Source organism: Paraburkholderia dipogonis, assembly GCF_046027395.1.
In the GTDB taxonomy this organism is placed as follows: Bacteria; Pseudomonadota; Gammaproteobacteria; order Burkholderiales; family Burkholderiaceae; genus Paraburkholderia; species Paraburkholderia dipogonis_A.
Map to the genome: position 1 here is coordinate 1 of NZ_JAQQEG010000068.1, position 26,913 is coordinate 26,913.

At 64.6% G+C, this 26,913-nt stretch carries 26 protein-coding genes; 14 read left to right on the forward strand and 12 right to left on the reverse strand.

Translation table 11 applies throughout. The features are described from left to right. The coding region (locus PQR32_RS39605; RefSeq protein ID WP_408240587.1) for a hypothetical protein at positions 1-200 on the reverse strand (200 nt) is incomplete at its 3' end. 356 nt (positions 201-556) lie between these two features. On the opposite strand from PQR32_RS39605, the gene PQR32_RS39610 reads away from it, so the two are divergent. Beyond that, a complete protein-coding gene (locus PQR32_RS39610; RefSeq protein ID WP_408240590.1) occupies positions 557-1,234 on the forward strand; it encodes a beta-galactosidase trimerization domain-containing protein in 678 nt (225 codons plus the stop codon). Positions 1,235-1,275: 41 nt separating this feature from the next. Here PQR32_RS39610 and PQR32_RS39615 read toward each other — a convergent pair whose 3' ends face one another. Continuing rightward, on the reverse strand, positions 1,276-1,596 hold the full coding sequence (locus PQR32_RS39615; protein WP_408240593.1) for a hypothetical protein: 321 nt from the start codon (positions 1,594-1,596) through the stop codon (positions 1,276-1,278). A 292-nt stretch (positions 1,597-1,888) separates the two neighbouring features. On the opposite strand from PQR32_RS39615, the gene PQR32_RS39620 reads away from it, so the two are divergent. Then, entirely contained in the window at positions 1,889-2,353 is a 465-nt protein-coding gene (locus PQR32_RS39620) for a DUF4172 domain-containing protein (RefSeq protein ID WP_408240596.1), read from the forward strand. An 81-nt stretch (positions 2,354-2,434) separates the two neighbouring features. Here PQR32_RS39620 and PQR32_RS39625 read toward each other — a convergent pair whose 3' ends face one another. The 4 genes from PQR32_RS39625 to PQR32_RS39640 all read right to left on the reverse strand — a co-directional run bounded on the left by PQR32_RS39625 (position 2,435) and on the right by PQR32_RS39640 (position 6,771). Continuing rightward, positions 2,435-3,793 carry an MFS transporter gene (locus tag PQR32_RS39625; protein WP_408240599.1) on the reverse strand — a complete coding sequence of 453 codons (1,359 nt, stop codon included), beginning with the start codon at positions 3,791-3,793 and terminating at the stop codon, positions 2,435-2,437. A gap of 493 nt (positions 3,794-4,286) precedes the next feature. Beyond that, the gene (locus PQR32_RS39630) at positions 4,287-4,631 is read right to left on the reverse strand and encodes a cupin domain-containing protein (RefSeq protein WP_408240602.1); all 345 of its coding nucleotides are present in this window, start codon (positions 4,629-4,631) and stop codon (positions 4,287-4,289) included. Positions 4,632-4,665: 34 nt separating this feature from the next. Continuing rightward, the gene (locus PQR32_RS39635) at positions 4,666-5,655 is read right to left on the reverse strand and encodes a succinylglutamate desuccinylase/aspartoacylase domain-containing protein (RefSeq protein ID WP_408240605.1); all 990 of its coding nucleotides are present in this window, start codon (positions 5,653-5,655) and stop codon (positions 4,666-4,668) included. A 33-nt stretch (positions 5,656-5,688) separates the two neighbouring features. After that, positions 5,689-6,771, reverse strand: coding sequence for a tartrate dehydrogenase (locus tag PQR32_RS39640; protein WP_408240608.1), 1,083 nt, complete (start codon positions 6,769-6,771; stop codon positions 5,689-5,691). A gap of 135 nt (positions 6,772-6,906) precedes the next feature. Here PQR32_RS39640 and PQR32_RS39645 point away from each other — a divergent pair, with 135 nt between their 5' ends. Further along, entirely contained in the window at positions 6,907-7,854 is a 948-nt protein-coding gene (locus PQR32_RS39645; protein ID WP_408240611.1) for a LysR substrate-binding domain-containing protein, read from the forward strand. 50 nt (positions 7,855-7,904) lie between these two features. On the opposite strand, the gene PQR32_RS39650 is transcribed toward PQR32_RS39645, so the two are convergent. The 5 genes from PQR32_RS39650 to PQR32_RS39670 all read right to left on the reverse strand — a co-directional run bounded on the left by PQR32_RS39650 (position 7,905) and on the right by PQR32_RS39670 (position 12,024). Then, a complete protein-coding gene (locus tag PQR32_RS39650) occupies positions 7,905-8,402 on the reverse strand; it encodes an Lrp/AsnC family transcriptional regulator (RefSeq protein WP_011491802.1) in 498 nt (165 codons plus the stop codon). A gap of 53 nt (positions 8,403-8,455) precedes the next feature. Beyond that, positions 8,456-9,853: an aspartate aminotransferase family protein gene (locus PQR32_RS39655; protein WP_408240614.1), complete on the reverse strand. Its 1,398-nt coding sequence runs from the start codon at positions 9,851-9,853 to the stop codon at positions 8,456-8,458. Positions 9,854-10,036: 183 nt separating this feature from the next. After that, positions 10,037-10,963 (reverse strand): 2-hydroxyacid dehydrogenase, encoded by a 927-nt coding sequence (locus tag PQR32_RS39660; RefSeq protein WP_408240617.1) that lies wholly within the window; start codon positions 10,961-10,963, stop codon positions 10,037-10,039. A gap of 5 nt (positions 10,964-10,968) precedes the next feature. Continuing rightward, on the reverse strand, positions 10,969-11,841 hold the full coding sequence (locus PQR32_RS39665; protein WP_408240620.1) for a GNAT family N-acetyltransferase: 873 nt from the start codon (positions 11,839-11,841) through the stop codon (positions 10,969-10,971). Positions 11,842-11,883: 42 nt separating this feature from the next. Next, complete coding sequence (locus PQR32_RS39670) at positions 11,884-12,024, reverse strand: hypothetical protein (RefSeq protein ID WP_408240623.1); 141 nt, start codon at positions 12,022-12,024, stop codon at positions 11,884-11,886. Between the two features lie 95 nt (positions 12,025-12,119). Here PQR32_RS39670 and PQR32_RS39675 point away from each other — a divergent pair, with 95 nt between their 5' ends. The 11 genes from PQR32_RS39675 to PQR32_RS39725 all read left to right on the forward strand — a co-directional run bounded on the left by PQR32_RS39675 (position 12,120) and on the right by PQR32_RS39725 (position 24,681). Continuing rightward, a complete protein-coding gene (locus PQR32_RS39675; protein WP_408240626.1) occupies positions 12,120-13,598 on the forward strand; it encodes an aldehyde dehydrogenase family protein in 1,479 nt (492 codons plus the stop codon). A gap of 281 nt (positions 13,599-13,879) precedes the next feature. Further along, positions 13,880-14,548 (forward strand): haloacid dehalogenase type II, encoded by a 669-nt coding sequence (locus PQR32_RS39680; protein ID WP_408240629.1) that lies wholly within the window; start codon positions 13,880-13,882, stop codon positions 14,546-14,548. 68 nt (positions 14,549-14,616) lie between these two features. Beyond that, positions 14,617-15,891 carry an NAD(P)/FAD-dependent oxidoreductase gene (locus PQR32_RS39685; RefSeq protein WP_408240632.1) on the forward strand — a complete coding sequence of 425 codons (1,275 nt, stop codon included), beginning with the start codon at positions 14,617-14,619 and terminating at the stop codon, positions 15,889-15,891. 80 nt (positions 15,892-15,971) lie between these two features. Then, positions 15,972-17,588, forward strand: a complete 1,617-nt coding sequence (locus PQR32_RS39690; protein ID WP_408240635.1) for an ABC transporter substrate-binding protein — start codon at positions 15,972-15,974, stop codon at positions 17,586-17,588. Between the two features lie 79 nt (positions 17,589-17,667). Next, positions 17,668-18,621 carry an ABC transporter permease gene (locus PQR32_RS39695; RefSeq protein ID WP_408240638.1) on the forward strand — a complete coding sequence of 318 codons (954 nt, stop codon included), beginning with the start codon at positions 17,668-17,670 and terminating at the stop codon, positions 18,619-18,621. Then, positions 18,618-19,568, forward strand: a complete 951-nt coding sequence (locus PQR32_RS39700) for an ABC transporter permease (RefSeq protein WP_408240641.1) — start codon at positions 18,618-18,620, stop codon at positions 19,566-19,568. The genes PQR32_RS39695 and PQR32_RS39700 overlap by 4 nt, the downstream gene beginning before the upstream one ends. Next, positions 19,568-21,412, forward strand: a complete 1,845-nt coding sequence (locus tag PQR32_RS39705) for an ABC transporter ATP-binding protein (protein ID WP_408240644.1) — start codon at positions 19,568-19,570, stop codon at positions 21,410-21,412. The genes PQR32_RS39700 and PQR32_RS39705 overlap by 1 nt, the downstream gene beginning before the upstream one ends. Beyond that, complete coding sequence (locus tag PQR32_RS39710; protein WP_408240647.1) at positions 21,409-21,723, forward strand: (2Fe-2S)-binding protein; 315 nt, start codon at positions 21,409-21,411, stop codon at positions 21,721-21,723. Before PQR32_RS39705 ends, PQR32_RS39710 begins: the two co-directional genes overlap by 4 nt. Further along, positions 21,708-23,090 (forward strand): FAD/NAD(P)-dependent oxidoreductase, encoded by a 1,383-nt coding sequence (locus PQR32_RS39715; protein WP_408240650.1) that lies wholly within the window; start codon positions 21,708-21,710, stop codon positions 23,088-23,090. The genes PQR32_RS39710 and PQR32_RS39715 overlap by 16 nt, the downstream gene beginning before the upstream one ends. After that, entirely contained in the window at positions 23,087-24,256 is a 1,170-nt protein-coding gene (locus tag PQR32_RS39720) for an NAD(P)/FAD-dependent oxidoreductase (protein WP_408240653.1), read from the forward strand. Before PQR32_RS39715 ends, PQR32_RS39720 begins: the two co-directional genes overlap by 4 nt. Beyond that, complete coding sequence (locus tag PQR32_RS39725) at positions 24,253-24,681, forward strand: helix-turn-helix domain-containing protein (protein ID WP_408240656.1); 429 nt, start codon at positions 24,253-24,255, stop codon at positions 24,679-24,681. The genes PQR32_RS39720 and PQR32_RS39725 overlap by 4 nt, the downstream gene beginning before the upstream one ends. Here PQR32_RS39725 and prpR read toward each other — a convergent pair. Further along, positions 24,638-26,605, reverse strand: a complete 1,968-nt coding sequence (gene prpR, locus PQR32_RS39730) for a propionate catabolism operon regulatory protein PrpR (RefSeq protein ID WP_408240659.1) — start codon at positions 26,603-26,605, stop codon at positions 24,638-24,640. The genes PQR32_RS39725 and prpR overlap by 44 nt on opposite strands. Positions 26,606-26,913 lie beyond the last annotated feature (308 nt).

Genomic DNA, 26,913 nt, shown 5'->3' on the forward strand with positions numbered 1-26,913 from the left:
CCGGGAACGATCTGAACGTGGGTGCCGAACCGGGAAATGGTTGGCGAGTAGATTGTCGCCATGTCCAGCGTGTACCTGTACAGCTTGCCGAGTGCCTCCGTACCACGTAACCGAAGGGGAAACAGGACCTGCTTGCCGCGGTCGACTGGAAAGGCATCGCACGACACGCTGAGGGTGCGCGACTGGCTGGGGCTATACATGGACGTGTCGCAGACTGACCGCATACGACAGAATTTCGCATGACCACACAGGCTTTTCCTCGCTCAGAGTTATCCTTTTTATTATCAAATTGGCGTTGACTAGGCGTATATAGGAATGCCGTAAAAAACGGTCAAGGCGTTAAATAGATAAGTGTTTTGCATAACCAGGCAAGACGAGACGGGGCGGAATCGGATCGTGGACAGGTACAGGACCGCCGTCTAACAGGTCGAAGCTGAAGCGAAAGGGGAAAAAGCCCGCACGCAGACGGGCCAAAGAGAGACGCGCGCTAGGCGAATCCCCAGAGGAATCAGATAAACGAGCGGGCACAGCAGCACTTGCTGTCCTTATCTTTCACATGCCGACGCTGGCGTTCGACTACTACGAGTCGTTGCGCGAGCTCGGGCTCGACGTGGATATCGTGTTGAGCCGCGCGGACCTGACGGGCTATGCGTTAGCGGTCGTGCCGAGCATCGCCGTGATCGACGACGCGCTGGTTCATCGGATCGAGCGGAGTCAAGCGCAATGGGTTTTCGGCCCGCGCAGCGGCTCGAAAACCGACAGCTTCGCCATTCCGTCCACGCTGCCGCCCGGCGCCTTGCAACGCGTTCTGCCGATGCAAGTGCTCGAAGTCGAAACGCTGCGGCCCACGCTGGCGCCTGCGGTGTCGATCGATGGCGCGGATGGTGTGGCGATGCATTGGCGCGAGCACGGGCGGGCCAATGGCGGCACGCATGTCGACGCGCAGTTCGACGACACATGGCCGGCGCTTCTCTCGCACGGGAGGGTTTGCTATGTGGCGGGCTGGTTGTCGCATGCGTTGCATCGCACGGTATTGCAGCAGGCGGCGCACGGGGCGGGCATCGATACGCAGCTATTGCCGGACGGTTTGCGCGTTCGGCGACGTGGTGATCTGACCTTCGCGTTCAATTTCGGCGCGGAGCCTGTGCGGGCGCCGGCGCCATCTGACGCAACGTTCGTGCTCGGCAAGGCGCTGCTGAATACGGGCGATGTCTGCGCGTGGAAGGGCGCCTGAATGCACGCCCACACCGCAGGTTGGATGGAGGGGCGCAGGCGCTACTGCGTCTGCGCCTTACGGTTCGCGCAGTCCGACGTGAACGCCATGCTGGCCTGATCCGGCGTCATGCGCGGCGCGTCCGGACTGTAGATCTTCTCGATGATGGCGCTGACCGCTTGCCGGTCAGCCGCATCCTTGTAGTACTTGGCCGCCTGATCGAGCGCTTGGGCCTTGGTCTTTTTGTGCGCGCGCCACGAGGCGACCTGCCCGGCGATATCGCCGATCGCAAAGCATTGATCGCTGACGGTTTGCGCAACGGCTTGAACGGCCGGCTGCGCGAGGCACGCCGCAAGCAGCGCGGATACGACTACGCGTTTCATTCCCTGAATCCTGTGGTTAGATGGGCACGGGTCAACAAGCGCGTAGTTTATCGGGAAAGTGAAGATTCCTTCGCCGCCAGGGACAACCGCGCCACGCCGAGTCGGCCCCAGTATCACTTGTACACGCCAGTTCAGCCCCCAAGAGTGCCTAATCGACCCACACTCGGCAATAATTCCAATCGACTCAGAATATGAGTCGATTGGAACCCGCAATCGCCTCAAAACCCATTCAGCACCATGACGCCAAGCCCATCCTTCATCTGACAAGTCCCCACGTGGCCCGGCATGCACTATGACGCTGTCCGCATCGGGGCGAGCTGGCCCGCGCACACAGGAGCCAGGGGGCATTGAAGGCAAGCTGACGGGTCTTGGTTTCGAACGGCGCCTTGAACTAGCCGCCGAGGCCTGGAGCCAGGATGCCGTCGCGACGGCAGCCATCGAGGGCGAACGCATCGCCCTCACGGCAGTGCGTTCGTCCGTGGCGCGGCGACTGGGCGTCGGGAATCAGGACGGCCCCGAAGCGCCCCGAAGCGTCGAAGGCCTGCTGGACATCATGGATGACGCGGTGCGGCAGCGGGAGGCGCCACTCACACACGAGCGTTTGTGCGCCTGGCAGGCGGCTCTCTTTCCGACTGGCTACTCAGGCATGACCAGAATTCTTGTTGGTGGCGGTCGCTCTACGCGCTATTACCTCAACACTCCGGGGTGGGGGCCGGCGGACACGGCCCCCACTGGCATCCCCTTTCACGACGGCTGACGAGGCAGTTCGAAGATCCATTAGATCCTCCGGCGCTCCCGCTGCCGGGCAGCGTCTACCCATCGCCGCCCCTTCACCTGCTCAATGCCCGAACGACTCCGCCTTCGGCGCACCCACGTTCGACACATGCGGCCGTGCCGCCTGCTTGATCAGCAACGCCACGCACGAAATCAGACCCGCCACCGCGACCATCGCGAAGATGCCCGCGAACGTGAAGTGGCGGCGCGTCAGCTCGGCCACGAGGAACGAACCCGCAATCCCGCCGAAGCGCCCGATGCCGAGCATCCACGCCACGCCGGTGCCGCGGCCTTCGGTCGGGTAGAACGCGGCGGCGAGTGCCGGCATCGACGATTGCGCGGTATTCATCAACACGCCGGCGACGAACACGATGAACACCAGCGCGCCCACGTTACCCACTGCCTGGCCGATGAAGTACACGCTCACAGCCGTCAACGCATAGCAGGCCGCGATGATGCGGTTCGCGTTGAAGCGGTCCATCAGCACGCCGCACAGCACCGCGCCCACGCCGCCGAGAGGGAACAGCGCCGAAATCAGCGTCGCGCGTTGCGGCGTGAGGCCGGCGTCCTTCAGCAGGATCGGCATCCAGTTGATCGACGCGTAGAAGATCACGAGGCCCATGAAATACGCGACCCACAGCATCACCGAACCGATGATGTATGAGCGCGACAGCACCACCGCCATGCCCTTGCCGCCGGTTTGCGGTGCGGTTTCGGTCATCATGAAGCTGCCCGCTTGCGCCGCTTCGCTCGAAATGCGCGCGAGCGCCGCGCGAATCCGTTCGACCGGCTGGCTATTGGCCACCATGTAGCGCACCGATTCCGGCATCTTGATCACCAGCAAGATCAGGAGCAGAAGCGGCGTGATGCCGCCGAGCAGCAGCACGCTGCGCCAGCCGAAATGCGGAATCATCCACGCCGCGAGAAACCCGCCGAACGCAGCGCCGAGCGGAAAGCCGCAGAACATCAGATTGATCACGGTCGCGCGGCGGCGATCCGGGCAGTATTCGCCCATCATTGTCACGGCGTTCGGCATGGCCGCACCGAGGCCGACGCCGGTGATGAAGCGCAGCACGGTGAGTTGTTCAATGCTGGTCGAGAAGGCCGAGCCGAGGCACGCCACGCCGAACAGCAGCACCGAGCTAAGCAGCAGCGAGCGTCGCCCGAGCCGGTCGGACAGCGGTCCCGAGCCGAGCGCACCGCACGCGAGGCCGAACAGTGCCGCGCTCAGCACAGGGGCTAGCGCCGGTCTGGTGATGCCCCATTCGGCGATCAGCGAAGGCGCAATGAAGCCGATCGCGGCCGTGTCAAAACCGTCCAGCAGGACGATGATGAAACACATGAAGAACACGAGCCATTGGAACGGCGAAAACGGATGTTCGTTGATGAAGGTCTGAACGTTCACAGCGGTGCTGCGGTTCATGATGTCTCCTTGCTGCGGAATACGGAAAGGCCCGTCAGAACGAGCCTTTTTCTTTTTATACGATCGGACGCCGTTTTAGAAGCGGTGCGCGATGCCTACGCCGGCAGCGAACTGGCTGCGCGACGACCACGGCGCTCATTGTCTGAAACGCTTCGAGGCGCGCTGCGCTTCGACAGCGAATAGTACCCGGACAGGTGACCTGACGGTACTGCGCCGAACGCGTCGTGCCGCCCGGTCTAATTGTTCGTATAAAGAACGACGATTCTTTATGTGAACAAGATTGAACTGTAAGTAATCCGGCAACGAAGGGTCAACGCGGGATTACCCGACACTGTTGTGGATGTGCGTCGATTGGCAGACGGCGCCAGACAGCGCGGATGAACGGGGTGGCCGCAGCGAGCATGGGCGCCGGGATATGACGGGTAAGAGAGACGAGCGCCGGCCTCAGAGATTCAGTACGGCTCGGCGCCCGGGGCAACGCGTGACGCGGCGTTCAGAAAATGACGTAGACCTTGCGCATCGTCTCCTCGACTTCCCACAGTCCTTCGGTATTGGCTTCGAAGAAGAGTGTGTCGCCGCTCTCGAAGTGGATGGTCTCCTCGTTATCGGGCGTGAAGCGGCCGCGCCCCGCGATGAAGTGCATCACTTCGGCCTGCTTGACCGAGCGGCGATACGTGCCCGCGGTGCATTCGAAAATCCCGGTGTCGACGGATTCGCTGCCCTTGATGATGCGTTGCACGCCCGACACCTGAATCGGCGTCGTGCCGGGCAGCCCGGCCTTGCCCCAGTCTTCCAGATTCTGCAGATTCACGCTTTGCTTGAGCTGCTGTACCTTCATCTTCTCGTTACCTTTTGAGTGTGCATAGGCCGTGTCATTGGCCGCTGGATTGGGTGTTCGTCACGGTCTGCTCGATCTTGCCCAGCCGTACGACGGTCACGCCGGGCCGCAGTTGCCGCAGCGAAGGCATGACGAGCATGCAGTTGTCGTAAGGCGTGGTGACCGCCTCGCCGTTCGACCAGCCGATCACGGCGCCGGCCTCGGCGAAGATCTCCAGTCCCGTGTAGGGCGCCGCGAATCGAAAATCCATGCTGGTGGCCACCACCGGCTGCGTCACGCGGACGATGTGCTGCACCGGCGGCAACGGCGCGAGCCAGCCGGCCGGCAGATCCGCTTCGTCGACCACGCCGGCCAGCAACAGGAAACGCGCAGTGGTGTCGCGCGCGACCGCAACGGCGCTCTGTTCCCAATGCTGTCCGCATTCGATCAGCAGCGCGTTCTTCGGGCTGGCGGGCTCGCCGAAGCCTTCGTAATCGCGCATGCGGCGGCCTTCCGGATGGCCCTCGTCGCAGATCACGGTGGCGGGCGTGCCGAGCCGCACGGCGAGATCGATGCCTTTTTGCAGCGGTCCCGCGACTATCAGCGGTTTGCTCTTCTCGTGCATGGAATGCAGATCGAGCAGGGCGTCGACGCTGTCGATCACCGGCCGCATCGCGCGCGCACGCGCCAACTCGCTGGACGTGCGCGACGCGTCGTCGAGCACCGCGGCGGTCCACACGCGATTGAAATCCTGATCGACGAAGCGGGCCGCATCGGGCTCGGCGGGATCGAAACGCTGATACGCAGCGACGTTCGCGAACGCCAGCGTGAGGCGCCCGCGCCGCGGCCGCAACGTGCGCCGTAGCAATTCGTCGACGACGATCGCGCCGCACACTTCATTGCCGTGCGTGAGCGCATTGATCATCACGTGCGGGCCCGGTGCGCCCGAGTCGAACGTATGGACGTAGGCAATGCCGGACGCCGATTGTTCGTGGCCCGAAATATCGGGGAATTCGACTTCGATGGGGTAGGCTTCCGTGCTCATGCGAGTTGTCCTGGCTGAGAGTGAGCGAAAGACTCAGGCGAGTTTTGCAGCGATCGCCTGGCCGACTTCGGTGGTGTTCGCCTTGCCGCCGAGGTCGCCGGTATGCGGGCCTTCCACCAGCGTCGCTTCGATCGCGGCGAGAATCGCGTCGTGGGCTTCACGTTCCTTGCCGGCGTGACTGCCGAGGAAGTCGAGCATCATCGCGGCCGACCAGATCATCGCGATCGGATTGGCGATGTTCTTGCCGGCGATGTCCGGCGCCGAACCGTGCACCGGTTCGAACAGCGACGGAAACTTGCGGTCCGGGTTCAGATTGCCCGACGGCGCGAGACCGATCGTGCCGGTGCAGGCCGGGCCGAGATCGGACAGAATGTCGCCGAACAGATTGGTGGCCACCACCACGTCGAAGCGATCCGGGCTTAGCACGAAGCGCGCGCAGAGAATGTCGATGTGCTGCTTGTCCCACGTCACGTCGGGATACTGCGCCGCGACGCCGGCCGCGACTTTGTCCCACCACGGCATGCTGATCGCGATGCCGTTGCTCTTGGTGGCCACCGTGATCTTCTTGCGCTCGCGCCGTTGCGCGAGATCGAACGCGAACTTCAGCACGCGTTCGCTGCCGTGCCGCGTGAAGACCGATTCCTGCAGCACGAATTCGCGCTCCGTGCCTTCGAACATCACGCCGCCCACCGACGAGTATTCGCCCTCGGTGTTTTCACGCACGATCCAGAAGTCGATGTCGCCCGCCTTGCGGCCCGCGAGCGGCGAAGGCACGCCGGCAAAAAGGCGCGCCGGGCGCAGATTGATGTACTGATCGAATTCGCGGCGGAACTTCAGCAGCGATCCCCACAGCGAGATATGGTCGGGCACCGTGTCGGGCCAGCCCACCGCGCCGAACAGGATCGCGTCGGCCGATTGCAGTTGCGCTTTCCAGTCGTCCGGCATCATCTTGCCGTGCTTCGCGTAGTACTCGCAGTTCGCCCATTCAATGTGCTGATACTCCAGCTCGATGCCGAAGCGCGTTTTCACTGCCTCCAGCACGCGAATGGCTTCCGGCATGACTTCGACGCCGATGCCGTCGCCGGGAATGACTGCGATCCGATATTTCTTCGACATGTTGTGCTCCTCCGTTGGGCTTCTGAACGATTCGATAACGGTTATTTTATTCCTGCTGTTTGAGACTAAAATGATGGCTTTAGTTAAGTCACTGTGCACGATTCGTGTACAAACTCCGCTGCCATCCATCGACCTATGAGCGCCGTCCCATCACCCGATCTCGGCGATTTGCGCGTGTTTTGCGAAGTGGCGCGCAAATCCAGTTTCAGCGCGGCGGCGGAGGCCCTGTCGGTGTCCGCGGCGTACGTCAGCAAACGCATCAACGTGCTCGAGACTACGCTCGGTACGCGTTTATTGCACCGTTCCACGCGCCGGGTCGCGATCACCGAGGCGGGCGAGCGCGTCTACACGTGGGCCGAAAAGATTCTCGACGATGTCGATCAACTGGTGGAGGACGTCTCCACCACGCGCCGCATTCCCGGCGGCAAACTGCGCATTTCCAGCAGCTTCGGCTTCGGCCGGCGCTTCGTCGCGCCCGCGCTCGCGCGCTTCTCCGAACGCTATCCGCAATTGAGCGTGCGGCTCGATCTGTTCGACCGCCTCGTCGATGTGGGCGGCGAAGGCTTCGACCTCGATGTGCGCATCGGCGATGAGATCGCGCCGCATCTGATCGCGCGGCGGCTCGCGTCGAATTATCGTGTGCTGTGCGCGTCGCCCGGCTACCTTGCGCGGCATGGCGCGCCGCGTCAGCCTGCCGAACTGTCCTCGCATGCGTGTCTCGCGATCAAGGAGCGCGACCACCCATTCGGTCTCTGGCGTTTGACGGTGCGCGGCGAGGCGGTCTCGATCAAGGTCACGGGACCGTTGTCGACCAATCATGGCGAAGTGGCAGTGCAATGGGCGCTGGCGGGACGCGGCATCGTGCTGCGTTCCATGTGGGATGTGCGGCCGCTGCTCGACAGCGGCCAGTTGCAGCAGGTGCTGCCCGAGGTCACGCAACCGGCGAATCTGTGGGCGGTGTATCCGGCGCGGCTCGCGCAGTCGGCGAAGGTGCGGGTCTGCGTGGACTTTCTGAGCGAGGAATTCGCGCAATGGAGTCCGTCGGCCGACGGTGCGGCCGGCGCGGACATAGCGGAACGTTGAACGCCGAACCCCGATTGGCAAGGTCCGGCCGATCAAAGACAAAGCAACGCCTAGTGATGATTCTGCGAGAACAGCGTTTCGAGCGGGTAATGGCTCTTCACGAACGGCGACTTGATGATCACGTAGCTGAAGTACTTCTCGATCCCGATATCGCGCTCGAGCAGCCCTTCCACGATGCTCTGATAATGGCTCACGCTGCGCGTGACGAACTTCAGCAGATAGTCATAACCGCCGCTTGCCAGATGGCACTCGACAATCTCGTCGACGTCGCGAATCGCATTCACGAACTTGATGAAGTCTTCCCGCCGATGATCGGCGAGCGTGACTTCGGTGAACACGATCTGCACGTCGCCGAGCTTTTCGAGCTGGATCTGCGCACCGTAGCCGATGATGTAGCCGGCTTTCTCCAGACGCTTGACCCGGATCAGGCAAGGACTGGGCGACAGGCCGACCGCGTCGGCAAGCTCGACGTTGGTTATGCGGCCTTTCTTCTGCAATTGGGAAAGTATGCGCAGGTCAATCCGGTCTAGCTTGCAGTCGCTGCTCATCGTAACGTTATCGCTCCGGCGATGGGTGTATGGGGCTGAGGTGGCCCTCTACTCTAGCATGCGGTGGCATGAGTTTTGACCTTCAACGCGGCGCGCACGTCGGCTTGTGCGAGAACGTCGTCGAGGGTCTTTTCAAGCCGTTCGAACATCAGATCGAACTCGGTCTCGGTGTACGAGAGCGCCGGCGCGAAGCCGAGAATGTTGTCGCCGAAGGCACGGAAAATCAGGCGGTTTTCATACGCGGCGGCGGCGATCCGTTCGGACAGTTTCAACGCCGGGTCGAAGCCCGTCTTGCTGTCCTTGTCGGCGACGAGTTCGAGCGCGCCGAGCAGGCCACGGTGGCGCGAGTCGCCCACCAGAGGATGCGCGAGCAGCGCGTCGAGGCCTTGCGCGAAACGCGGCGCGCGCGCCACGCCGTTCGCGAGCAGCCCGCCTTCGTGATAGAGGCGCAGCACTTCGAGGCCAATGGCCGCGCTCACCGGATGCGCCGAATAGGTATGGCCATGGCCGACGACCGCTTCGGCGTCGCCGTTTGCAATGCCCTGATAGATTTCGTCCGACATCAGCACGGCGCCCATCGGCGCATAGCCCGCGGTCAGGCCTTTGGCCACCGTCATCAGATCCGGCTCGACGTTTTCACCCTGGCAGGCGAACAGCGGACCTGTGCGGCCAAATCCGGTGATGACTTCATCGGCGACGAACAGAATGCCCAGCTTACGGCAGCTTTCACGCATGGCCTTGAGCCAGCCGACCGGCGGTACGATCACGCCGCCCGAGCCCTGAATCGGTTCACAGAAGAACGCGGCGACGTTGTCGGCGCCGAGCTCGGCCACCTTCGCTTCGAGCGCGGCCACCGAGGCGGCGATCAGCGCGGCGTCGTCGGCGAAATCGTTGCGGTACGCGTACGGCGACGGCAGATGATGCTGGTTCGGCAGCGGCAGATCGAAGTTGCGGTGGAACGCGGGCAGGGCGGTGAGGCCGGCGCCGGTCGTCGACGAGCCGTGGTAGCCGCGTTGCAGCGCGATGATGTGCTTCTTCGACGGCCGCCCCGTGGCGTTGAAGTAATGCGTGATGAAACGCAGTGCCGAGTCCACCGCGTCCGACCCGCCGAGCGTGAAGTACACGTGTTGCAGCGAAGCGGGCGACACCTCGACCAGCTTTTGCGCGAGTTGGATGGCCGGCTCGGAGCCGAAATGGAAATAGCCGGTCGCGTAGGGCAGCTTCTGCATCTGCGCGGTGGCGGCGTCGACAATGCTCTGCTGGCCGTAGCCGACGTTCACGCACCAGAGTCCGGAAAACGCATCGAGCAGTTCGTTGCCGGCCGCGTCGCGCAGAAACGCGCCGCTGGCGGATTCGAGGACGGTGACGCCGCGTGCTTCGTGCGCGCGGTAGTTGATGACCGGGTGAATCAGATGCTTGCGGTCGGCTTCAATGAGCGATTGAATCGGCATGATGGTTTCTCGTCGCGGGAAGGGGCTGTTGACCGTTCCATACTACTGATCAGCGACGATCGCCTGCTCACCTAAACAATTGCCTGAAAAGCGCGCACGACGCGTTTTGATGCACGGTCTTGGCATTTTCTGCTGCGGACGCTGAAAACCCGCGCCACGTGGGCGTTTCATCCGGTGCTGCCCTCAATAGCCTTGCGCGCGGTCGATCTGGCCAACCATTGGCAAGCCTTCGCGATGGCGGCGCAGATTCTCCAGCACCACGTCGACGGCGGTTTCGGGCCGCGTCGCGCTGGCGATATGCGGCGTGATGCGCACGCGTGGATGCGTCCATAACGCATGACCGGCGGGCAGCGGCTCGGGATCGGTGACGTCGAGAATGGCGTTCTGCAACTGGCGGCTCTCGAGCGCCGCCAGCAAATCCTGCTGATTCAGATGTGGACCACGCCCCGTTTGAATCAGCGACGCGCCGCGCGGCAGCTTCGCGAACAACTCCGCGTCGAGCAGCCCGCGCGTGGCGGGCGTAAGCGGCAGCAGGCAGATGAGGATGTCGGTGCGCGCGAGAAACGCATCCAATGCGTTTTCGCCCGCATAACACGCGACGCCTTCGATCTCGCGACCCGAACGGCTCCATCCCGCACAGTCGAAGCCGAACAACCGCAGCCTTTCCAGCACAGCCGTGCCCAGCACGCCGAGTCCGAGCACGCCGACGCGGCGCTGGCTCGCCGGCTTGAGCGGCAACTCGCGCCAGGCCTGCTGCTGTTGCTGAAGACCGTAGTCGAACAGGTCGCGATGAATCGTCAGTACAGCCTGCGTGACGTATTCGACCATGCCTTCGACGATCCCCGGCTCGATCATACGCACGACGGGCACATGCTCCGGCACGCCCGACAGGTCGAACTGATCGATGCCCGCCCCGACCGAGAACACGACTTCCAGATTAGGGAAGGTGCGCGTTGGATCTTCCGGCGGCTGCCAGGCGGCGAGATAGCGGATCGCGGCCGGGTCGCCGAGATCGGGCCAGATATGAAACGGCAACTCCGGCGCTTTCTGCGCGAAGAGTTTGGCCCACTGAGCGCCGCGCGCCGGGTCGGCTTTATAGAGGAAGGCCATGATGGTCAGCAGATTGCCTGGTTGATGATGCCGTATTGCAGGTAATGCGCATCCTGTCCGGCGCTCGCGGGCTCGCCCGGCGTGGCAGGGCGGACCATTTTGACGACCGTGTCCACGCGCGGCAAGCCCAACTGTTCCAGCCACTCAGTGAGTCCGCTGTCGCCCGGTGTGTCGATGCGCACGAACACGCCTTCGTTCAGCGCCAGCCAGTGGCTGATGAGTGCCTTGGCGCGGCTCGAATCCTCCGAGGCGGGCGCGACGACCGGACCGATCGCAAAGCCGCGTCCGAAGCGGCGAAACAGTGCGAAGCCGATCAGTTCGCCGTCGCGGTCGAGCGCGATGCCATCGGCGGCGCCCAGCAGCGCGGGCAGGACTTCGCCGCGATCCAGACCGCTCGCCCGCGACGCCAGTTCGACCAGCCGCGCGGTGTCGCTCGAACCGAGCGGGCGCAAACGCTCGCCGGGCGGCAGGGACACGAGCGGCGGCTGAAACGCCGCGCCCTGATGCTGGTCAAGCGTGCCGGCCGCGCGAAAGCCGAGCTTTTCATACAGCGGCTGGCCCGCGGTGGTGGCGTGCAGGAAAGTGACGCGGCTGCCCAGTTCGTCCAGCACCAGATCCATCAGCTTTCTGCCGATGCCGCGACCCTGGCGTCCCGGCGACACGATCACCATGCCGAGCGAGGCGCGCTCGGCGCCGTATTTCCAGCACAGGGCGGTGCCGATCATGCCGCTCGCGTCTTCCGCGACGAAACCCACGCCCAGCTGCGCGACGAATCTCCAGTCGTCCGCGCGATGCGGCCATTTGAGTTCGACCGTCAACGCGTGCGCGGCGGCGATGTCGTCGAGGGTGAAGCGTCTATAGGTAATCGAATCGGACACGCCGTACTCCCTGATTGACTGAAGGCTTACGCCGTCACTGTGTCATCCGGTGCGCGGTGTGACTAGGACGATCTTTTTATCGCGGACCGCAAAAACGGCCGCATCCAGATTCGATGCAAAACGCCAGGTCTGGGCGCGCATTACAGGTGAGTTCTGCTGCGTGGCGATTTTTGTCAGCGACATATGCCACGCCCGCGGCTCTACGATTTTGTCATGGCGGCGGCGTTCCCGAAACGCACCGCACGGACCACCAGCCAGTCACACAGGAAACCTATCTCATGGACAGCTTCAATCCGGACGACGTCGCGATTCGCAGCGGACATTACATCGGCGGGGAATATGTCGAGGCGGGCGAGCGCCGCATCGAGGTGTCGAGGCCTTCGGACGGCGTGGTGTACGCGTCGGTGCCGCTCGCCGATGCCGCCATGGTGGACCGCGCGGTCGAAAACGCCTGGCAGGCATTCAGGCACAGTGGCTGGGCGCGCATGGCGCCGCGCGAGCGGGCGAAGATCCTGCGCCGCTTCGCCGAACTGGTCGAAGCCGACGCGCCCACGCTCGGCCGGCTGGAAGCGCTCGGCTCGACGCGTCCGATTGCTCAGGCGATTGGCTGGGACGTGCCGTTCACCGCCGAGGGCATCCGCTTTTATGCCGAGTTCGCCGACAAGCTGGGCGGCGACGTCGCGGCCACGGATCACGATCATCTGGGCATGACGATCGCCGAGCCATATGGCGTGATCGGCGCGATCGCGCCGTGGAATTTCCCGCTGGTCATGGCCTCGTGGAAGATCGCCCCGGCGTTGGCGGCAGGCAATGCGGTGGTGCTGAAGCCTTCGGAGATGACGCCGTTCTCGGTCTTGCGGCTCGCTGAACTGGCTGTGCAGGCGGGGGTGCCCGCGGGCATCTTCAACGTGATCCAGGGCGACGGGCGCGTGACCGGCGACGAACTGGTGCGTCATCCGAAGATCAGCAAGGTCACCTTCACGGGCTCCACGCGCACGGGCGCGTCGATCATGGCCGCGTGCGCCAATAGCGGCACCAAGCCGGTCACACTAGAACTGGGCGGCAAGAGCCCGCAAATCGTCTTCGCCGACGCGCCGCGTCTGGACGACGTGGCGCGCCGCATCGCCGGTGCGATCACGGGCAACGCGGGACAAGTGTGCGTGGCGGGCTCGCGTCTGCTGGTCGAGCGAAGTCTTGCCGAGCCGCTGGCCGAGCGCATCGGCAAGATCTTCGCCGAGTTGAAGCCCGGTGCGACATGGGCCGCCGGCACCACGCTCTCGCCGATCATCTCGGCGCCGCAGGCGGCGCGCATCGAAGGCATCGTGGGACGCACGCTGGAAGCCGGCGCGACGCTGCGCTACGGCGGCGTCAGGGCGGACGGCGGCGCTGACGGCGCGTTCTACAGCCCGACCTTGCTCACTGACGTCACGGCCCACTCCGAAGCGGTACGCGAAGAAGTCTTCGGCCCGGTGCTGACGCTGCAAACCTTCGATACCGAAGACGAAGCGCTCGCGCTGGCGCAGCACCCCGAGTACGGCCTCGCGGCCGGTGTGCATACCGCAGACCTCGGCCGCGCGCTGCGTTTCGTGCGCGGGCTCGAAGCGGGCACGGTGTGGGTCAACCGCTATGGGCGCACCTCGGACTTCATGATCCCCACGGGCGGCTTCAAGCGTTCCGGCATCGGCAAGGACCTGGGCCGCCAGGCCTACGAGGCCAACCTGCGTTTCAAAAGCGTATTGATCGACCTGCGCGCCTGAACGCGTGCCATCCGCCTGGCATGCCGGCCGCAAACCCAGCATGGGCAAGGCTTTCAGCCCGATCGCCGCATTCTGTGCTGTCCGCGGCCTCAAAACGCATGGTTTGTGTCACCAGCAACGCCCTAATCAGGAACATCTATGTTTTTGCGCTGATTAAATCTTTAACAGGAATGAGCTTTTGTCGACCGGAGGTCACGCAAAGCAGTTACTCCGGTCCCACGCAAAGCGGTTTTCGCCAATGAACTCCGACAGCGAGTTCACCATCACGATAGGACTGCACCATGATCGAATTCGAACCGAAATACATCACCTTTGACTGCTACGGCACGTTGACGAAATTCCACATGGCCGACATGACGCGCGAACAGTACGGCCACTTGCTGAACGGCGAGGACCTGGAAAAGCTCGTCGCGTTTTACTCGGGCTATCGGCGCGACGAAGTGCTCGGTGCATGGAAGCCGTACCGCGATGTGGTGGTCAATGCGCTGCGCCGCGCCTGCAAGCGCATGAACGTCGAATTCAACGAAGCGGGCGCCCAGAGCATCTATGAAGCCGTGCCGACCTGGGGTCCGCATCCGGACGTGCCGGAAGGCGTCGCTCGTCTGGCGAAGAAGTACAAGCTGGTGATTCTCTCGAACGCCTCGAACAACCAGATCCAGAGCAACGTCGACAAGCTCGGCGCGCCGTTCCACAAGGTCTTCACGGCGGAGCAGGCGCAGTCGTACAAGCCGCGCATGCAAGGCTTCGAATACATGTTCGATCAGCTCAACTGCAATCCGGAAGACGTGCTGCACGTGTCGTCGAGCCTGCGCTACGACCTGATGACCGCGCACGACCTGGGCATCAAGCACAAGGTGTTTGTCAATCGCGGCCACGAACCGTCGACGCCGTATTACCAGTACTACGAGGTCAACGACATTCCGCATCTGGCTTCGGAACTCGGTCTGTAAGCACCGGTTTTTCACGCGCTGAAGACTGCCCGCCGCCTCGCTCATTGCCCATCTCAAGGACAGACCGGATGAAGCTCGATTCCTACTGGCTCGACACCGCGCCGCCCCTGCTGTCGGCGTGCGAGGGTCCGGTCGACGGCCAGACCGATGTGGTGGTGATCGGCGGCGGCTTCACCGGACTGTCGGCGGCGCAGGCGTTGGGCAAGCGCGGCGCCGCGGTGACCGTGCTCGACGCGGGCCGCATCGGCGGCGGCGCGTCCGGGCGCAACGGCGGGCAGGTCAATACCGGCGTCGCGCAGGACTTCGTCGCGCTGGTCGCGCAACTCGGTGTGGAGCGCGCGAGCGCCTGCTACCGCGCGTTTTCGGACGCGGTCGATACCGTCGAGCGGTTGATCCGCGAGGAAAACATCGACTGCAACTACATCGCGACCGGCAAGCTGAAGCTGGCGTCCAAGCCGCATCACCTCGCGCATCTGGAGAAGACGGCGGAAGCGATTCGCCGTGAAGTCGATACGGATATCGAACTGATCGACCGCAGCCGTATCCGCAGCGAAATTCAATCCGACAGTTTTTATGGCGGATTGCTGCAACGGCACGGCGGCCAGATGCATATGGGCAAGTTCACGGTCGGTCTCGCCGAGGCCGCTGTGCGTCGCGGCGCCAAGCTGTACGAGAACGCGGCGGTCACCGCCATCGTGAAAGACAGCGGCGGTTTCAGGATCACCACGGCGCGCGGCGAAGTGCGCGCGAAGCAGGTGCTGATCGCGACCGGCCCCTCGCGGCACGGTCCGTTCGGGTGGTACCGGCGGCGCCTCGCACCGGTCGGTTCGTTCATCGTCGTGACGGAACCCGTGTCGCCGGAATTGCTCGCGCAAGTGTTTCCGAACCGGCGCGCGTACACGACCACGCGTTTGATGCACAACTACTTCCGCGTGACGCCCGATTCGCGTTTGCTGTTCGGCGGCCGGGCGCGCTTCACGGCGTCCGAACGGCCGTCCGATGCGAAGAGCGGACGCATCCTGCAGGAAGGCCTCGCCGCGATGTTCCCGATGCTCGCGAGCGCGCGCATCGACTATTGCTGGGGCGGTCTGGTGGATATGAGCGCTGACCGTTTGCCGCATGCGGGGCAGCACGACGGCATCTATTTCTCGATGGGCTACAGCGGCCACGGCACGCAGATGTCGACGCACATGGGCCAGGTGATGGCCGACGTAATGGACGGCCACGACGACCGGAATCCGTGGCGCGAGCCGGAGTGGCCCGCGATTCCCGGCCATACCGGCAAACCCTGGTTCCTGCCGCTCGTGGGCACGTACTACCGCATCAAAGACATTTTTTATTGATCGTTCGTTGTTCGACTGGCAGTCAAAACCACGCAGCCACGCCTGCTTAACCCCATTGCTCACCCTCGCGGAGAAGTTCGATGAATAAGGAAAACTCGCAACATGGCGCTCTTCAATTCGGCAGCGAGTTGGAGCGGCTGACCGCCAAAGGTGCCTCGCGGCGCGGCGTGCTGCGCGCGATGGCCGCGGCCGGCATGATGTCGGTGACGGGCGCCGGCCTGCTGACAGCAAGCGGTGCGGCGTTCGCGCAGGCCAAGCCGAAGCAGGGCGGCAAGATCCGTGTGGCGACGCAATCCGCTTCCGCGGCCGATACGCTCGATCCCGCGAAGGGCGCGCTCGGCACCGACTATGTCCGTGGCTTCATGTTCTACAACTGCCTGACCGAACTCGACTCGCATCTCGGCGCGAAGATGTCGCTGGCGACATCGCTCGATACGAAAGACGCCACCGTGTGGGTCGTCAAGCTGCGCAACGGCGTGCAGTTCCACGACGGCAAAGCGCTGGCGCCGGCCGACGTGGTGTATTCGATCATGCGCCACAAGGATCCGGCCACAGCCTCGAAAGCGAAGACGCTGGCCGATCAGATCAAGGAAGTGAAGGCGACCGGCCCGAACGAAGTGACGATCACGCTGGAAGGCCCGAACGCCGATCTGCCGGTGATCCTCGCCACCTCGCATTTCCAGATCATCAAGGACGGCACCAAGGATTTCAAAACGGCGATCGGCACCGGCCCGTTCAAGGTCAAGGAATTCTCGCCGGGCGTGCGCACGGTCGGCGTGAGAAACGAGAAGTACTGGAAGCCGGGCATGCCGCATCTCGACGAGGTCGAACTGATCGGCATCGGCGACGAATCGGCGCGCGTGAACGCGCTGCTCTCGGGCGACGTGCAACTGATCAACGCGGTGAGCCCGCGTTCGACTACCCAGATCAAGGGCGCCGGTGGCTTCTCCGTGCTGGAGACGAAGACGGGTTTGTACACCGACCTGGTGGTTCGCGACGAAGGCGGCATTACCGGCAACGACGATTTTCGGCGAGGCATGATGTACCTGCAGGACCGCGAGCAGATGCGCCGCGCGATCTTCCAGGGTTACGGCACGATCGGCAACGACCAGCCGATCGATCCGACCAACAAGTACTACCTGGCCGGCTTGCCGCAGCGCGCCTTCGATCCGGACAAGGCGAAGTTCCACTTCCAGAAGGCCAAGGTCGGCAGCGCGCCGATTCAGATTTTCGCGTCGCCGGCGGCGGAAGGGTCGGTTGAAATGGCGATGTTCCTTCAGCAGGTCGCGCCGCAAGCCGGTCTGAATCTGCAAGTGTCGCGCGTGCCGGCCGACGGCTACTGGTCGAACCACTGGATGAAGCATCCGCTGGGTTTCGGCAATGTCAACGCGCGTCCGAGCGCCGACGTGATCTTCACGCAGTTCTTCAAGTCGGATGCACCGTGGAACGAAGCGAACTGGAAGAGCCCGAAGTTCGATCAGTTGCTGCTTCAGGCACGCGGCGAACCGGACGACGCCAAGCGCAAGAAGATTTACGGCGACATGCAGGTGCTGGTGCATGAAACCGGCGGCGTCGGCATTCCTCTGTTTCAGAGTTCGCTCGACGCTTATACGAACAAGCTCAAGGGCCTCGGCTCGATTCCGCTCGCCGGGTTGATGGGCTTCATGTTCGCGGAAAACGTCTGGCTCGAGGCCTGAGCCGGATCCCGGCCACACCCCGCAACACGCGCACCGCTGATCGGGCGGCGCGCGGCTTCAACTGAGGAGGCGACTCACGATGAAAGCACATGCGCAACGTCTCATTGCCGCGCGCCTCGGCCTCGCGCTGCTCACGCTGCTGCTGGTGTCGGCGGTCGTGTTCGGCATCACCGGGCTGCTTCCCGGCGACGCGGCCCAGCAGGCGCTCGGCCAGGCGGCGACCCCCGAAGCCGTGGCCGCCTTGCGGCATCAGTTCGGCCTCGACCAGCCCGCGCTGCAACGCTACTTCGTGTGGCTCCTTCATGTGGTCAGCGGCAATTTCGGCACGTCGTTGTCGAACAATTTGCCGGTCAGTCAACTGATCGCGACGCGTTTGCCGAACTCGCTGGTACTGGCCGGTTTGACGGCGCTGGTCTCGGTGCCGGTGGCGCTGTTGATCGGCATTTCGTCGGCGATGTTCCGCGGCTCGCTGCTCGATCGCACGCTCAACGTGCTGACGCTCTCCACGGTGGCCGTGCCGGAATTCCTGATTGCGACGATCGCCGTGCTGATCTTTGCCGTCAAGCTGCGCTGGCTGCCGGCGCTGTCGTATCTGTCGGAGGTGCATTCGTTCGGCGCGCTGTTGCGCATCTACGCGATGCCGGTGATGACGCTGTGCTGCGTGCTGGTCGCGCAGATGGCGCGCATGACGCGCGCCGCGGTGCTCGACCAGCTCAATTCGTCGTACGTGGAAATGGCCTTGCTCAAGGGCGCCTCGCCGGTGCGCGTGGTGTGGCGGCATGTGTTGCCGAACACCATCGGGCCGATTGCCAACGCCGTGGCGCTGAGCCTGTCGTATCTGTTCGGCGGCGTGGTGATCGTCGAGTCGATCTTCAACTATCCCGGCCTCGCGAGCCTGATGGTGGACGCGGTGACCAACCGTGACATGCCGCTCGTGCAGGGCTGCGTGATGGTGTTCTGCGCGGCGTATCTCGCGCTCGTGCTGATCGCCGACCTGTGTCAAATCGTATCCAACCCGAGGCTGCGTCGATGATGAGCCAACCTACCAATCCCCACCATGTTCCCCACGCCGGCACGGAGCTGTACGACGTGCGCCGTGACGAAGTGGTCGTCGAGCCCGCGCCTGTCGAAGCGGCGCCGCTGAAACACGGCGTGCTCAAACGCCTCGTGCACCGCTTCTCCCTACTCGGCCTGATCGGTCTGCTGATGGTCGCGTTCTGGCTGCTGGTCGCGTTCGTCGGACCATTGGTCGCGCCGTACAAAGGCGGTGCGCTGACCTCGACGGAAATTTTCGGCCGCTACAGCGCGGCGTATCCGCTGGGCACCGACTATCTCGGCCGCGACATGCTCAGCCGGATTCTCTACGGCGCGCGCTACACGGTCGGCCTCGCGCTTGCCGCGGCGGTGCTCGCCAGCGTGATCGGCACGTTCTTCGGCCTGCTCGCGGCGGTGTCGGGCCGCTGGGTCGATGAAATTCTGAGCCGTCTGTTCGACGCGCTCATTTCGATTCCGAGCAAAGTGTTGGCGCTCGTCGTGATCGCCGCGTTCGGTTCGTCGATTCCGATGCTGACGACGGTCGCCGCGCTCGCCTACATTCCCGGCGCGTTCCGCATTTCGCGCTCGCTCGCGGTGAACGTGATGGGCCTCGAATACGTGCAGGTGGCGAGAGCACGCGGCGAAGGCATCTTCTATATCGCGCGGGTCGAAGTGCTGCCCAACATGATTCATCCGATGCTCGCGGATTTCGGCCTGCGCTTCGTGTTCATCGTGCTGCTACTGAGCGGGCTGAGTTTCCTCGGTCTCGGCGTACAACCGCCGAACGCCGACTGGGGTTCGCTCGTGCGCGAGAACATCGGCGGCTTGTCGGAAGGCGCGCCTGCCGTGCTGATGCCGGCCGTCGCGATTGCGACGCTGACCATCGGCATGAATCTGCTGATCGACAACCTGCGGCGTCGCAGCCGTAGCCACGGAGGTGCGTGATGGCTGATCGCGACATGATCGAAGTGAAGGGCCTGAGAGTCGTCGCGGGTGCGGCGCCGGGGCCGGTGACGGAGATCGTCAAGGGCGTCGATTTTTCGGTGAAGAAGGGCGAAGTGCTCGCGCTGATCGGCGAGTCCGGGTCGGGCAAGACCACCATCGCGCTGTCGCTGCTCGGTTATGCGCGGGCGGGCTGCGCGATCAGCGGTGGGTCGGTGCGCATCGGCGAGGTCGAAGTGTTATCGCTCGATGCGAAGGGACGCCGCGCGTTGCGCGCGCGGACCGTCGCGTATGTCGCGCAGAGCGCGGCGGCCGGCTTCAATCCGGCGCGCACGATCATGGATCAGGTCACCGAACCGGCGCTGCTGCATCATCTGATGACGAAAGAAGCGGCGCGCGACAAAGCGATCGGGCTGTTCCGCTCGCTCGCGCTGCCCGCGCCGGAAACGATCGGCGAGCGTTATCCGCACCAGGTGTCGGGCGGTCAGTTGCAGCGTTTGATGGCGGCGATGGCGTTGATCACCGATCCGGCCGTCGTCGTGTTCGACGAGCCGACCACCGCGCTCGACGTCACCACGCAGATCGAAGTGCTGGCGGCCTTCAAGAAGGTAATTCGCGAACTGGGCACCACGGCCGTGTATGTGTCGCACGATCTGGCGGTGGTTGCGCAGATGGCGGACCGCATCGTCGTGCTGAACGGCGGCGCGGTGAAGGAGAACGGCGCGGTCGCGCAAGTGCTCGACGCGCCGGTGGATGCGTACACACGCCAGTTGCTGGCGGCCACACGCCGACCGGAAGCCTTGCTGACGTTGCCGCCGAACCTCGGCAAACACGTGCCGCCGCTGCTGGAGATTCGCGGACTGTCCGCGGGCTATGGCCGCATCGACCGCCACGGCGCGCCCGCCGTGCGCGTGCTGGACGACGTCAGTCTGTCGATCCCGCGCGGCAGCACGCTCGGCGTGATCGGCGAATCCGGCTCCGGCAAGACGACGCTCGCGCGCGTGGTGGCGGGTCTCGTCGACCGGGCGCGCGGCGAGGTGCTGTTCAACGGCGAACCGCTGGCGGCGCAAATCTCGCGCCGCACGCCGGAGCAGTATCGCCAGATTCAGATCGTGTTCCAGAACGCCGACACGGCGCTCAACCCAAGTCATTCAATCGCCGATATCCTTGGCCGGCCGCTCGCGTTCTATCATCATCTGCGTGGCTCGGCGGCGAAGAAGCGCATGCTGGAACTGCTCGATCTGGTAAAGCTGCCGGCTTCCATCGCCACACGCACGCCGACCGGGCTCTCCGGCGGCCAGAAGCAGCGCGTGAATCTGGCGCGCGCGCTTGCCGCCGACCCCGCCTTGATTCTGTGCGACGAAGTGACCTCCGCGCTCGACACGGTGGTCGGTGCGGCGATCCTCGATCTGCTCGCCGAATTGCGGCGTGAGCTGGGCGTGTCGTACATGTTCATCAGCCACGATATTTCGACGGTGCGCGCGATCTGTGACGAAGTGATCGTGCTGTATGCGGGACATCGCGTGGAAGCGGGCCAGCGCGAGGTGCTCGCGGCGCCGCCGTATCACCCGTACACGGGCTTGCTGGTCGATTCGGTGCCGGCGTTGAAACCCGGCTGGCTCGACGCGCGCCGTGACATCGTCGCGACCGCGTTGCCGGCCATGGGCGAGAGCGCCGACGTTGCCGAGTTGTGCTCGTTCCGCGCGCGTTGTCCGGTGCGTATCGACGGCAAGTGCAACATGACGCCGCCCTCGCTGAAGAAGTTGCCCTCGGGCGCGGAGATTCTTTGCCACCATCCGGCCGCCGAACTGAACCGTTTGCAGACCGTGGAGGCGACCCCGGCATGAGCGGACGATTTGTGCGCCTCGCGGAAACGGGCCGCAAGACCTTTCCGATCACCGTGGACGGCGTCGTGCGCGAGGCCGCCGAAGGCGACACGCTGATGGTCGCGTTGCTCACCGGCACGCGCACGTTGCGCGACTCCGAATTCGGCGACGGCCGGCGCGCCGGTTTCTGTCTGATGGGCGCTTGCCAGGACTGCTGGGTGTGGACCGCGCAAGGCGAGCGCGTGCGTGCGTGCAGCACGCCGGCGATACCCGGCATGTCGATCGTCACCAGACTGGCGGAAGCCGGGGAGGGTGTATGGCCCCGCGCGTAGTCATCATCGGGTCCGGGCCGGCGGGCGTGCGCGCCGCGCAGGCGCTGGTCGAAGCGGGGCTGCGGCCTGTCGTGGTCGATGAAGGGCGGCGTGACGGCGGGCAGATTTATCGACGTCAGACCGAAGGGTTTTCGCGCAGCTACGAGACGCTCTATGGCACCGAGGCAGCCCGCGCCGCGTCGTTGCATCGGAGCTTCGATGCGTTGACGAGCCGGATCGACTATCTGCCGGAGACGCTGGTCTGGAATATTTCGCCGAACATCCTTCACCTCGTGAGCGGCACGCGTTACCGCACGCTCGCGTTCGACGCGCTGATCGTCTGCAGCGGCGCGACGGACCGGCTGATGCCGGTCAAAGGCTGGCACCAGGCCGGCACGTATAGCCTCGGCGGCGCGCAGGTTGCGCTGAAATCGCAGGGCTGCGCGATCGGCTCGCGCATCGTGATGATGGGCAGCGGTCCGCTGCTGTATCTCGTGGCCGCGCAATACGTGAAGGCCGGCGCGCAGGTTGCCGCGGTGCTGGACACCTCGACATTCATGCAGCGCGTGGCCGCGTTGCCGCGACTGCTGGCGATTCCCGCCGCGCTCAGAAAAGGCATCGCGTTGACGCGTGTGCTATCCGAAGCGCGTGTGCCGGTTCATCGCGGCGTGCAGCCGCTTGAAATCAAAGGCTCGCCGCAAGACGGCGTGAGCGCGGTCGAAGTCGCGCTACCCGGCGGCAAGCGACTCGAATTGACGTGCGATGCCGTCGCGCTCGGCTATCACCTGCGGCCCGAGACGCAACTCGCGGATCTCGCGGGTTGCCGCTTCCTGTTCGACGAGAACGCCCAGCAATGGCTGCCGCAAATCGATGCCGATGGCCGCAGCAGCATCAAGGGCGTCTATCTGGCGGGCGACGGCGCACGCGTGCTCGGCGCCGACGCGGCGGAACGCTCGGGCCGACTCGCGGCGTTGGCCGCCTTGCAGGATCACGGCATAGCGGTCAACGGCATGGAGCGCTTGCGCGCCGAACTCGCGCGCTTCACGCGCTTTGCCGCGGGCTTGCGTGAAGCCTTCCCGTGGCCCGCGAAATTCGCCGCGTCGCTGCCGGACGAGACGATTGTCTGCCGTTGCGAGGCGATCACGGCCGGCGAATTGCGCCGCGTGGTGCACGCGACCGGCGCTAAAGAAGCCAATCGCGCGAAGGCGTTTTCGCGCGTCGGCATGGGCCGCTGTCAGGGACGCTATTGCGGCCATGCGGGCGCGGAAATCATCGCGGCGGCCGCGTGCGTGCCGCTGTCTTCTGTGGGACGGCTGCGCGGCCAGGCGCCGGTCAAACCGCTGCCGGTGGCGCTGACCGAAGAGGTGAGCGACGAGGTGATCGAATGAGCGCGACGACCCGCAACGAAGCCGATGTGATTGTGATCGGCGGCGGCATCATGGGAACGACGACGGCGTTCTTCCTGCGCCAGCGCAACCGCTCGGTGATTCTGCTCGAACGTGGACTTACCGGTCAGCAGGCGAGCGGCGTGAACTTCGGCGGCATTCGCCGTCAGGGCCGCGCGCTGCCGCAACTGGCGATGGCCAACCGCGCGCTGCGCACGTGGCAACGCTCGGCGGAACTGCTCGGCGAGGACATCGAGTTCCTGCCGTCGGGCCATACGCGTGTGTGCTACCACCAGCGGGACGTCGAGAATTTCGACCAGTACGCAATCGACGCGCGCGCCCACGGTCTCGAGCTCGAGGTGCTGCACGGCGAAGCGATGTTCGGGCGTTTTCCGTTTCTCGGCCGCGAGGTGCTGGCGGCCTCGATCTCGCCGCTCGACGGCCACGCCAATCCGCGCCTCGCCGCGCCCGCGTTCGGTCGCGCGGCGACGCGGCTCGGCGCGCGGGTGATCGAGGATACGGAGATCGTGCGCGTCGAAAAAGACGGTAGCCGGTTTCGTGTGGAAAGCGCGCGCGGCGACGTGTACTGGGCGGCGCAGCTCGTGATCTGCGCGGGCGCGTGGGCGAGCCGGCTGACCGAACAGTTCGGCGAACCCGTGCCGCTTACCGCGCGCGGACCGCAAATGTGCGTGACCGAACCGGTGCCGTACGTATTCAAGTCGTCGATGGGCGTGTTCACGTCGATCAAGGAAGAGAGCATTTACTTTCGCCAGATTCCGCGCGGCAACATCATCGTCGGCGGCGGTCCTGCCGGTCCCGCCGACGCCGTGACGAGCCGCGCTTCTGTGTTGCCAATCAACACCGTGCGGCAACTGGCGCAGATGCGCCGGCTCGTGCCCGCGTTGGCGCCGCTGCATGTGATTCGCGTCTGGAGCGGCGTGGAAAGCTATCTGCCCGACAGCGAGCCGGTGATCGGTCCGAGCAGTCAGGTCGACGGTCTGTTCTACGCGTTCGGCTTCAGCGGGTCGGGTTTTCAGATCGGCCCCGGCGTCGGCGAGACGCTGGCGGAACTCGTCGATACGGGCAGCACGGCGATTCCTCTCGACGTGTTTTCCATCCGGCGTTTCGTGAAGCAACCGGCGGCTCGCTCGACCATCGTGACGTCATGAAACAGTCCATCAGCCTCACTGCCGCCCGCGCTTTCATCGAAGCTCATTTCGATGAACCCGTGACGCTCGCCCAACTCGCCGCGCTGTCCGCGCTCAGCGTGTCGCGCTTCGCCACGGTGTTCCGGCAGCAATACGGATCGTCGCCGTATCGCTATCTATGCGGCCTGCGGATTCAGCGCGCGCAGACCCTATTGCTCGAAGGCGTGCCGGGATCGGTCGTCGCGACGGAGGTCGGCTTCTTCGACCAAAGCCACTTCGGCCGCCATTTCAAGCGATGCTGCGGCATGACGCCCAGCATGTTCATCGCGCGCGCCGGCGCCAATGCAGCGCGGCATGGCGGCGCGAATGGCATGAGTAGTTTGAGTAGCTTGAGCGCCGCGCCTACGGCGTCGCGTTCAGCTTCCGCCATAACGTCGTCTTGCTGATGCCGAGCGCCTCGCAGACCGCGTCGCGGTCGCCGTCGTGCGCGGCGAGCGCGGCGCGGATTTCGTCCGCTTCCACGTGACGGCTGCGTTCGCGCAGGGTTAAAGCGGTTTTCTTTGCGCGCGCGTGCGGCTCGACGATTTCAGGCGCGACCGTGTGCAACATGTCGCGTGTGAGAACAGCGTTGGTGGCGTTTTCGGCCAGCGCGTCCAGGTCCACATCGGCGAGTTCGACTGCGATCCGTTCGATCACGTTCTGCAATTCGCGCACATTGCCAGGCCACGCGTAACGCTTGAGCGGCTCGTCGAGCGGGGCGAGCAGGCGTTCGGCGGCGGCCGTGTCCGGCAGGCGCGCCGCAAGCCTCGGCTCACGCGCCGCGGCTTGCAGGAGCAGTTCGACGGCGAGCGGCAGCAGATCGGTCGGCCGCTCGCGCAGCGGCGGCAGCCCGATGCTCAAAATGTTAAGCCTGTAGTAGAGGTCCGCGCGAAAGCTGCCCGCTTCGATGCCTTCGGTCAACGCACGGTGCGTCGCCGCGACGACGCGAATATCCACCCGCGTCGGCTCCGTCGAGCCGAGCCGCACGACTTCGCGTTCCTGCAGCACGCGCAACAGCCGGCTTTGCAACGACAGCGGCATCTCGCCGATTTCATCGAGAAACAGCGTGCCGCGGTGCGCCACTTCGATCAGGCCCGCCTTGCCGCCCTTGCGCGCACCAGTGAACGCGCCTTCCTCGTAACCGAACAGTTCGCTCTCGAGCAAGGCCTCGGGAAACGCGCCGCAATTGATCGCGACGAACGCAAAGTCGCGCCGCGCGCTCAACTGATGCATGCTCTGCGCGACCATCTCCTTGCCCGTGCCGCTTTCGCCGAGAATCAACACGGTGGCGTCCGAACGGGCATAGCGCCGCACGAGCGCGCGCACCCGTTCGATCGATTCGGACGCGCCGACGATATCGTCGAGCCGGTAACGCGCGCTGAACTGCTGCACGCGCTGCCGAGAACGCAGCGTCCGGTCGAGCCGTTCGACCGCGCGCGATTCCTGGAACGTCAGCACCGTGCCCGCCGCCGCGCCGCTGCTGGCCAGCGGCCCGCGATGCACGACATAGCTCACGCCGCGCACCGTGCAGAACGTGTCGCCGTCCGCGTCCGGCAGGCTGCCCGCGAGATCGGGCGCGAGTTCGAGCAGCACGCGGCCCACGGCATTCGCCGCGTCGAGGCCGAGCACGCCGGCGAGGCGCTGGTTCATTGCTTCGACCCGGCCCTGCGCGTCGAGCGCGACGACGCCGTCGCGCAGATGCTGCAGCAGATTGTCGAGCCGTTGACGCCGGATCGTTTCGCGGCGTGTGGCCTGGGCGACTTCGAGCGCGGTGTCGAAGGCCGCGCGCACCGACGCGCGCGAATACAAAAACACCGTGCCCATGCCGGCATTCGCGGCGAGGTCGGTGACGAGGCCGGGGCCGACCACCACGTCGATGCCGCGATCGCGCAGATCGAGCACGACGCTCTCCGCGTCCTGCGCCGATTGATAGGAAGCGAACGTGACGTCGAGTGCGTAGGCGGCAGTGAAGCGCCGCACTTCGTCAGGTGTGTTGCCGTGCGTGACGAACGCGACCTTCGCGCCGTCGCGCCGCGCCCGCGCGAGCGCATGCATCACGTCGAAGCCGGTTGGGCCGATCAGCACGACCGGCACCGACACGCGCGTCTTCAGATACGCGCCGTTCGAGCCGCCGGCAATCACCACGTCCGGACGACCCGCGCCCGCGGCGTCGATCTCTCGCACGGCGTCTTCGAAGCCGTGCGAGACGATGCGCAAGTCCGCGCGTTCCACGTATTCGCCGGCGATGTCGAAGAACAGATCGCGCAGGCGGCTGATGCTGACTGCCCAGATGCGGGGTCGCTGGGCGGGTTCGAAAAGAGGTGTGCTCAAGGCTGGGCGGCTCGCGGCGGGCTACGAAAAGTCCGTCCATTATGCGCGCATCCATTTCCGATTTGAAATTAACATTTCAGTTGTGAAATGAAATCTGATCCGGCACGAACGGACGTCCTTCGTGAAATCAGGCACTTAGCGGGCGCCGGAGCGGTTGGCCCGTTCCTTGCATTTGAAGCAGCGGTCAAAAGCATCCCCCCATGCAATCTGGAGACGAAGTCATGAGTGAAGCAGACAACAGCACGCCGAACGCAGGCGCATTCAAACCGAAGAAATCCGTCGCCCTGTCCGGTGTGACGGCGGGCAAC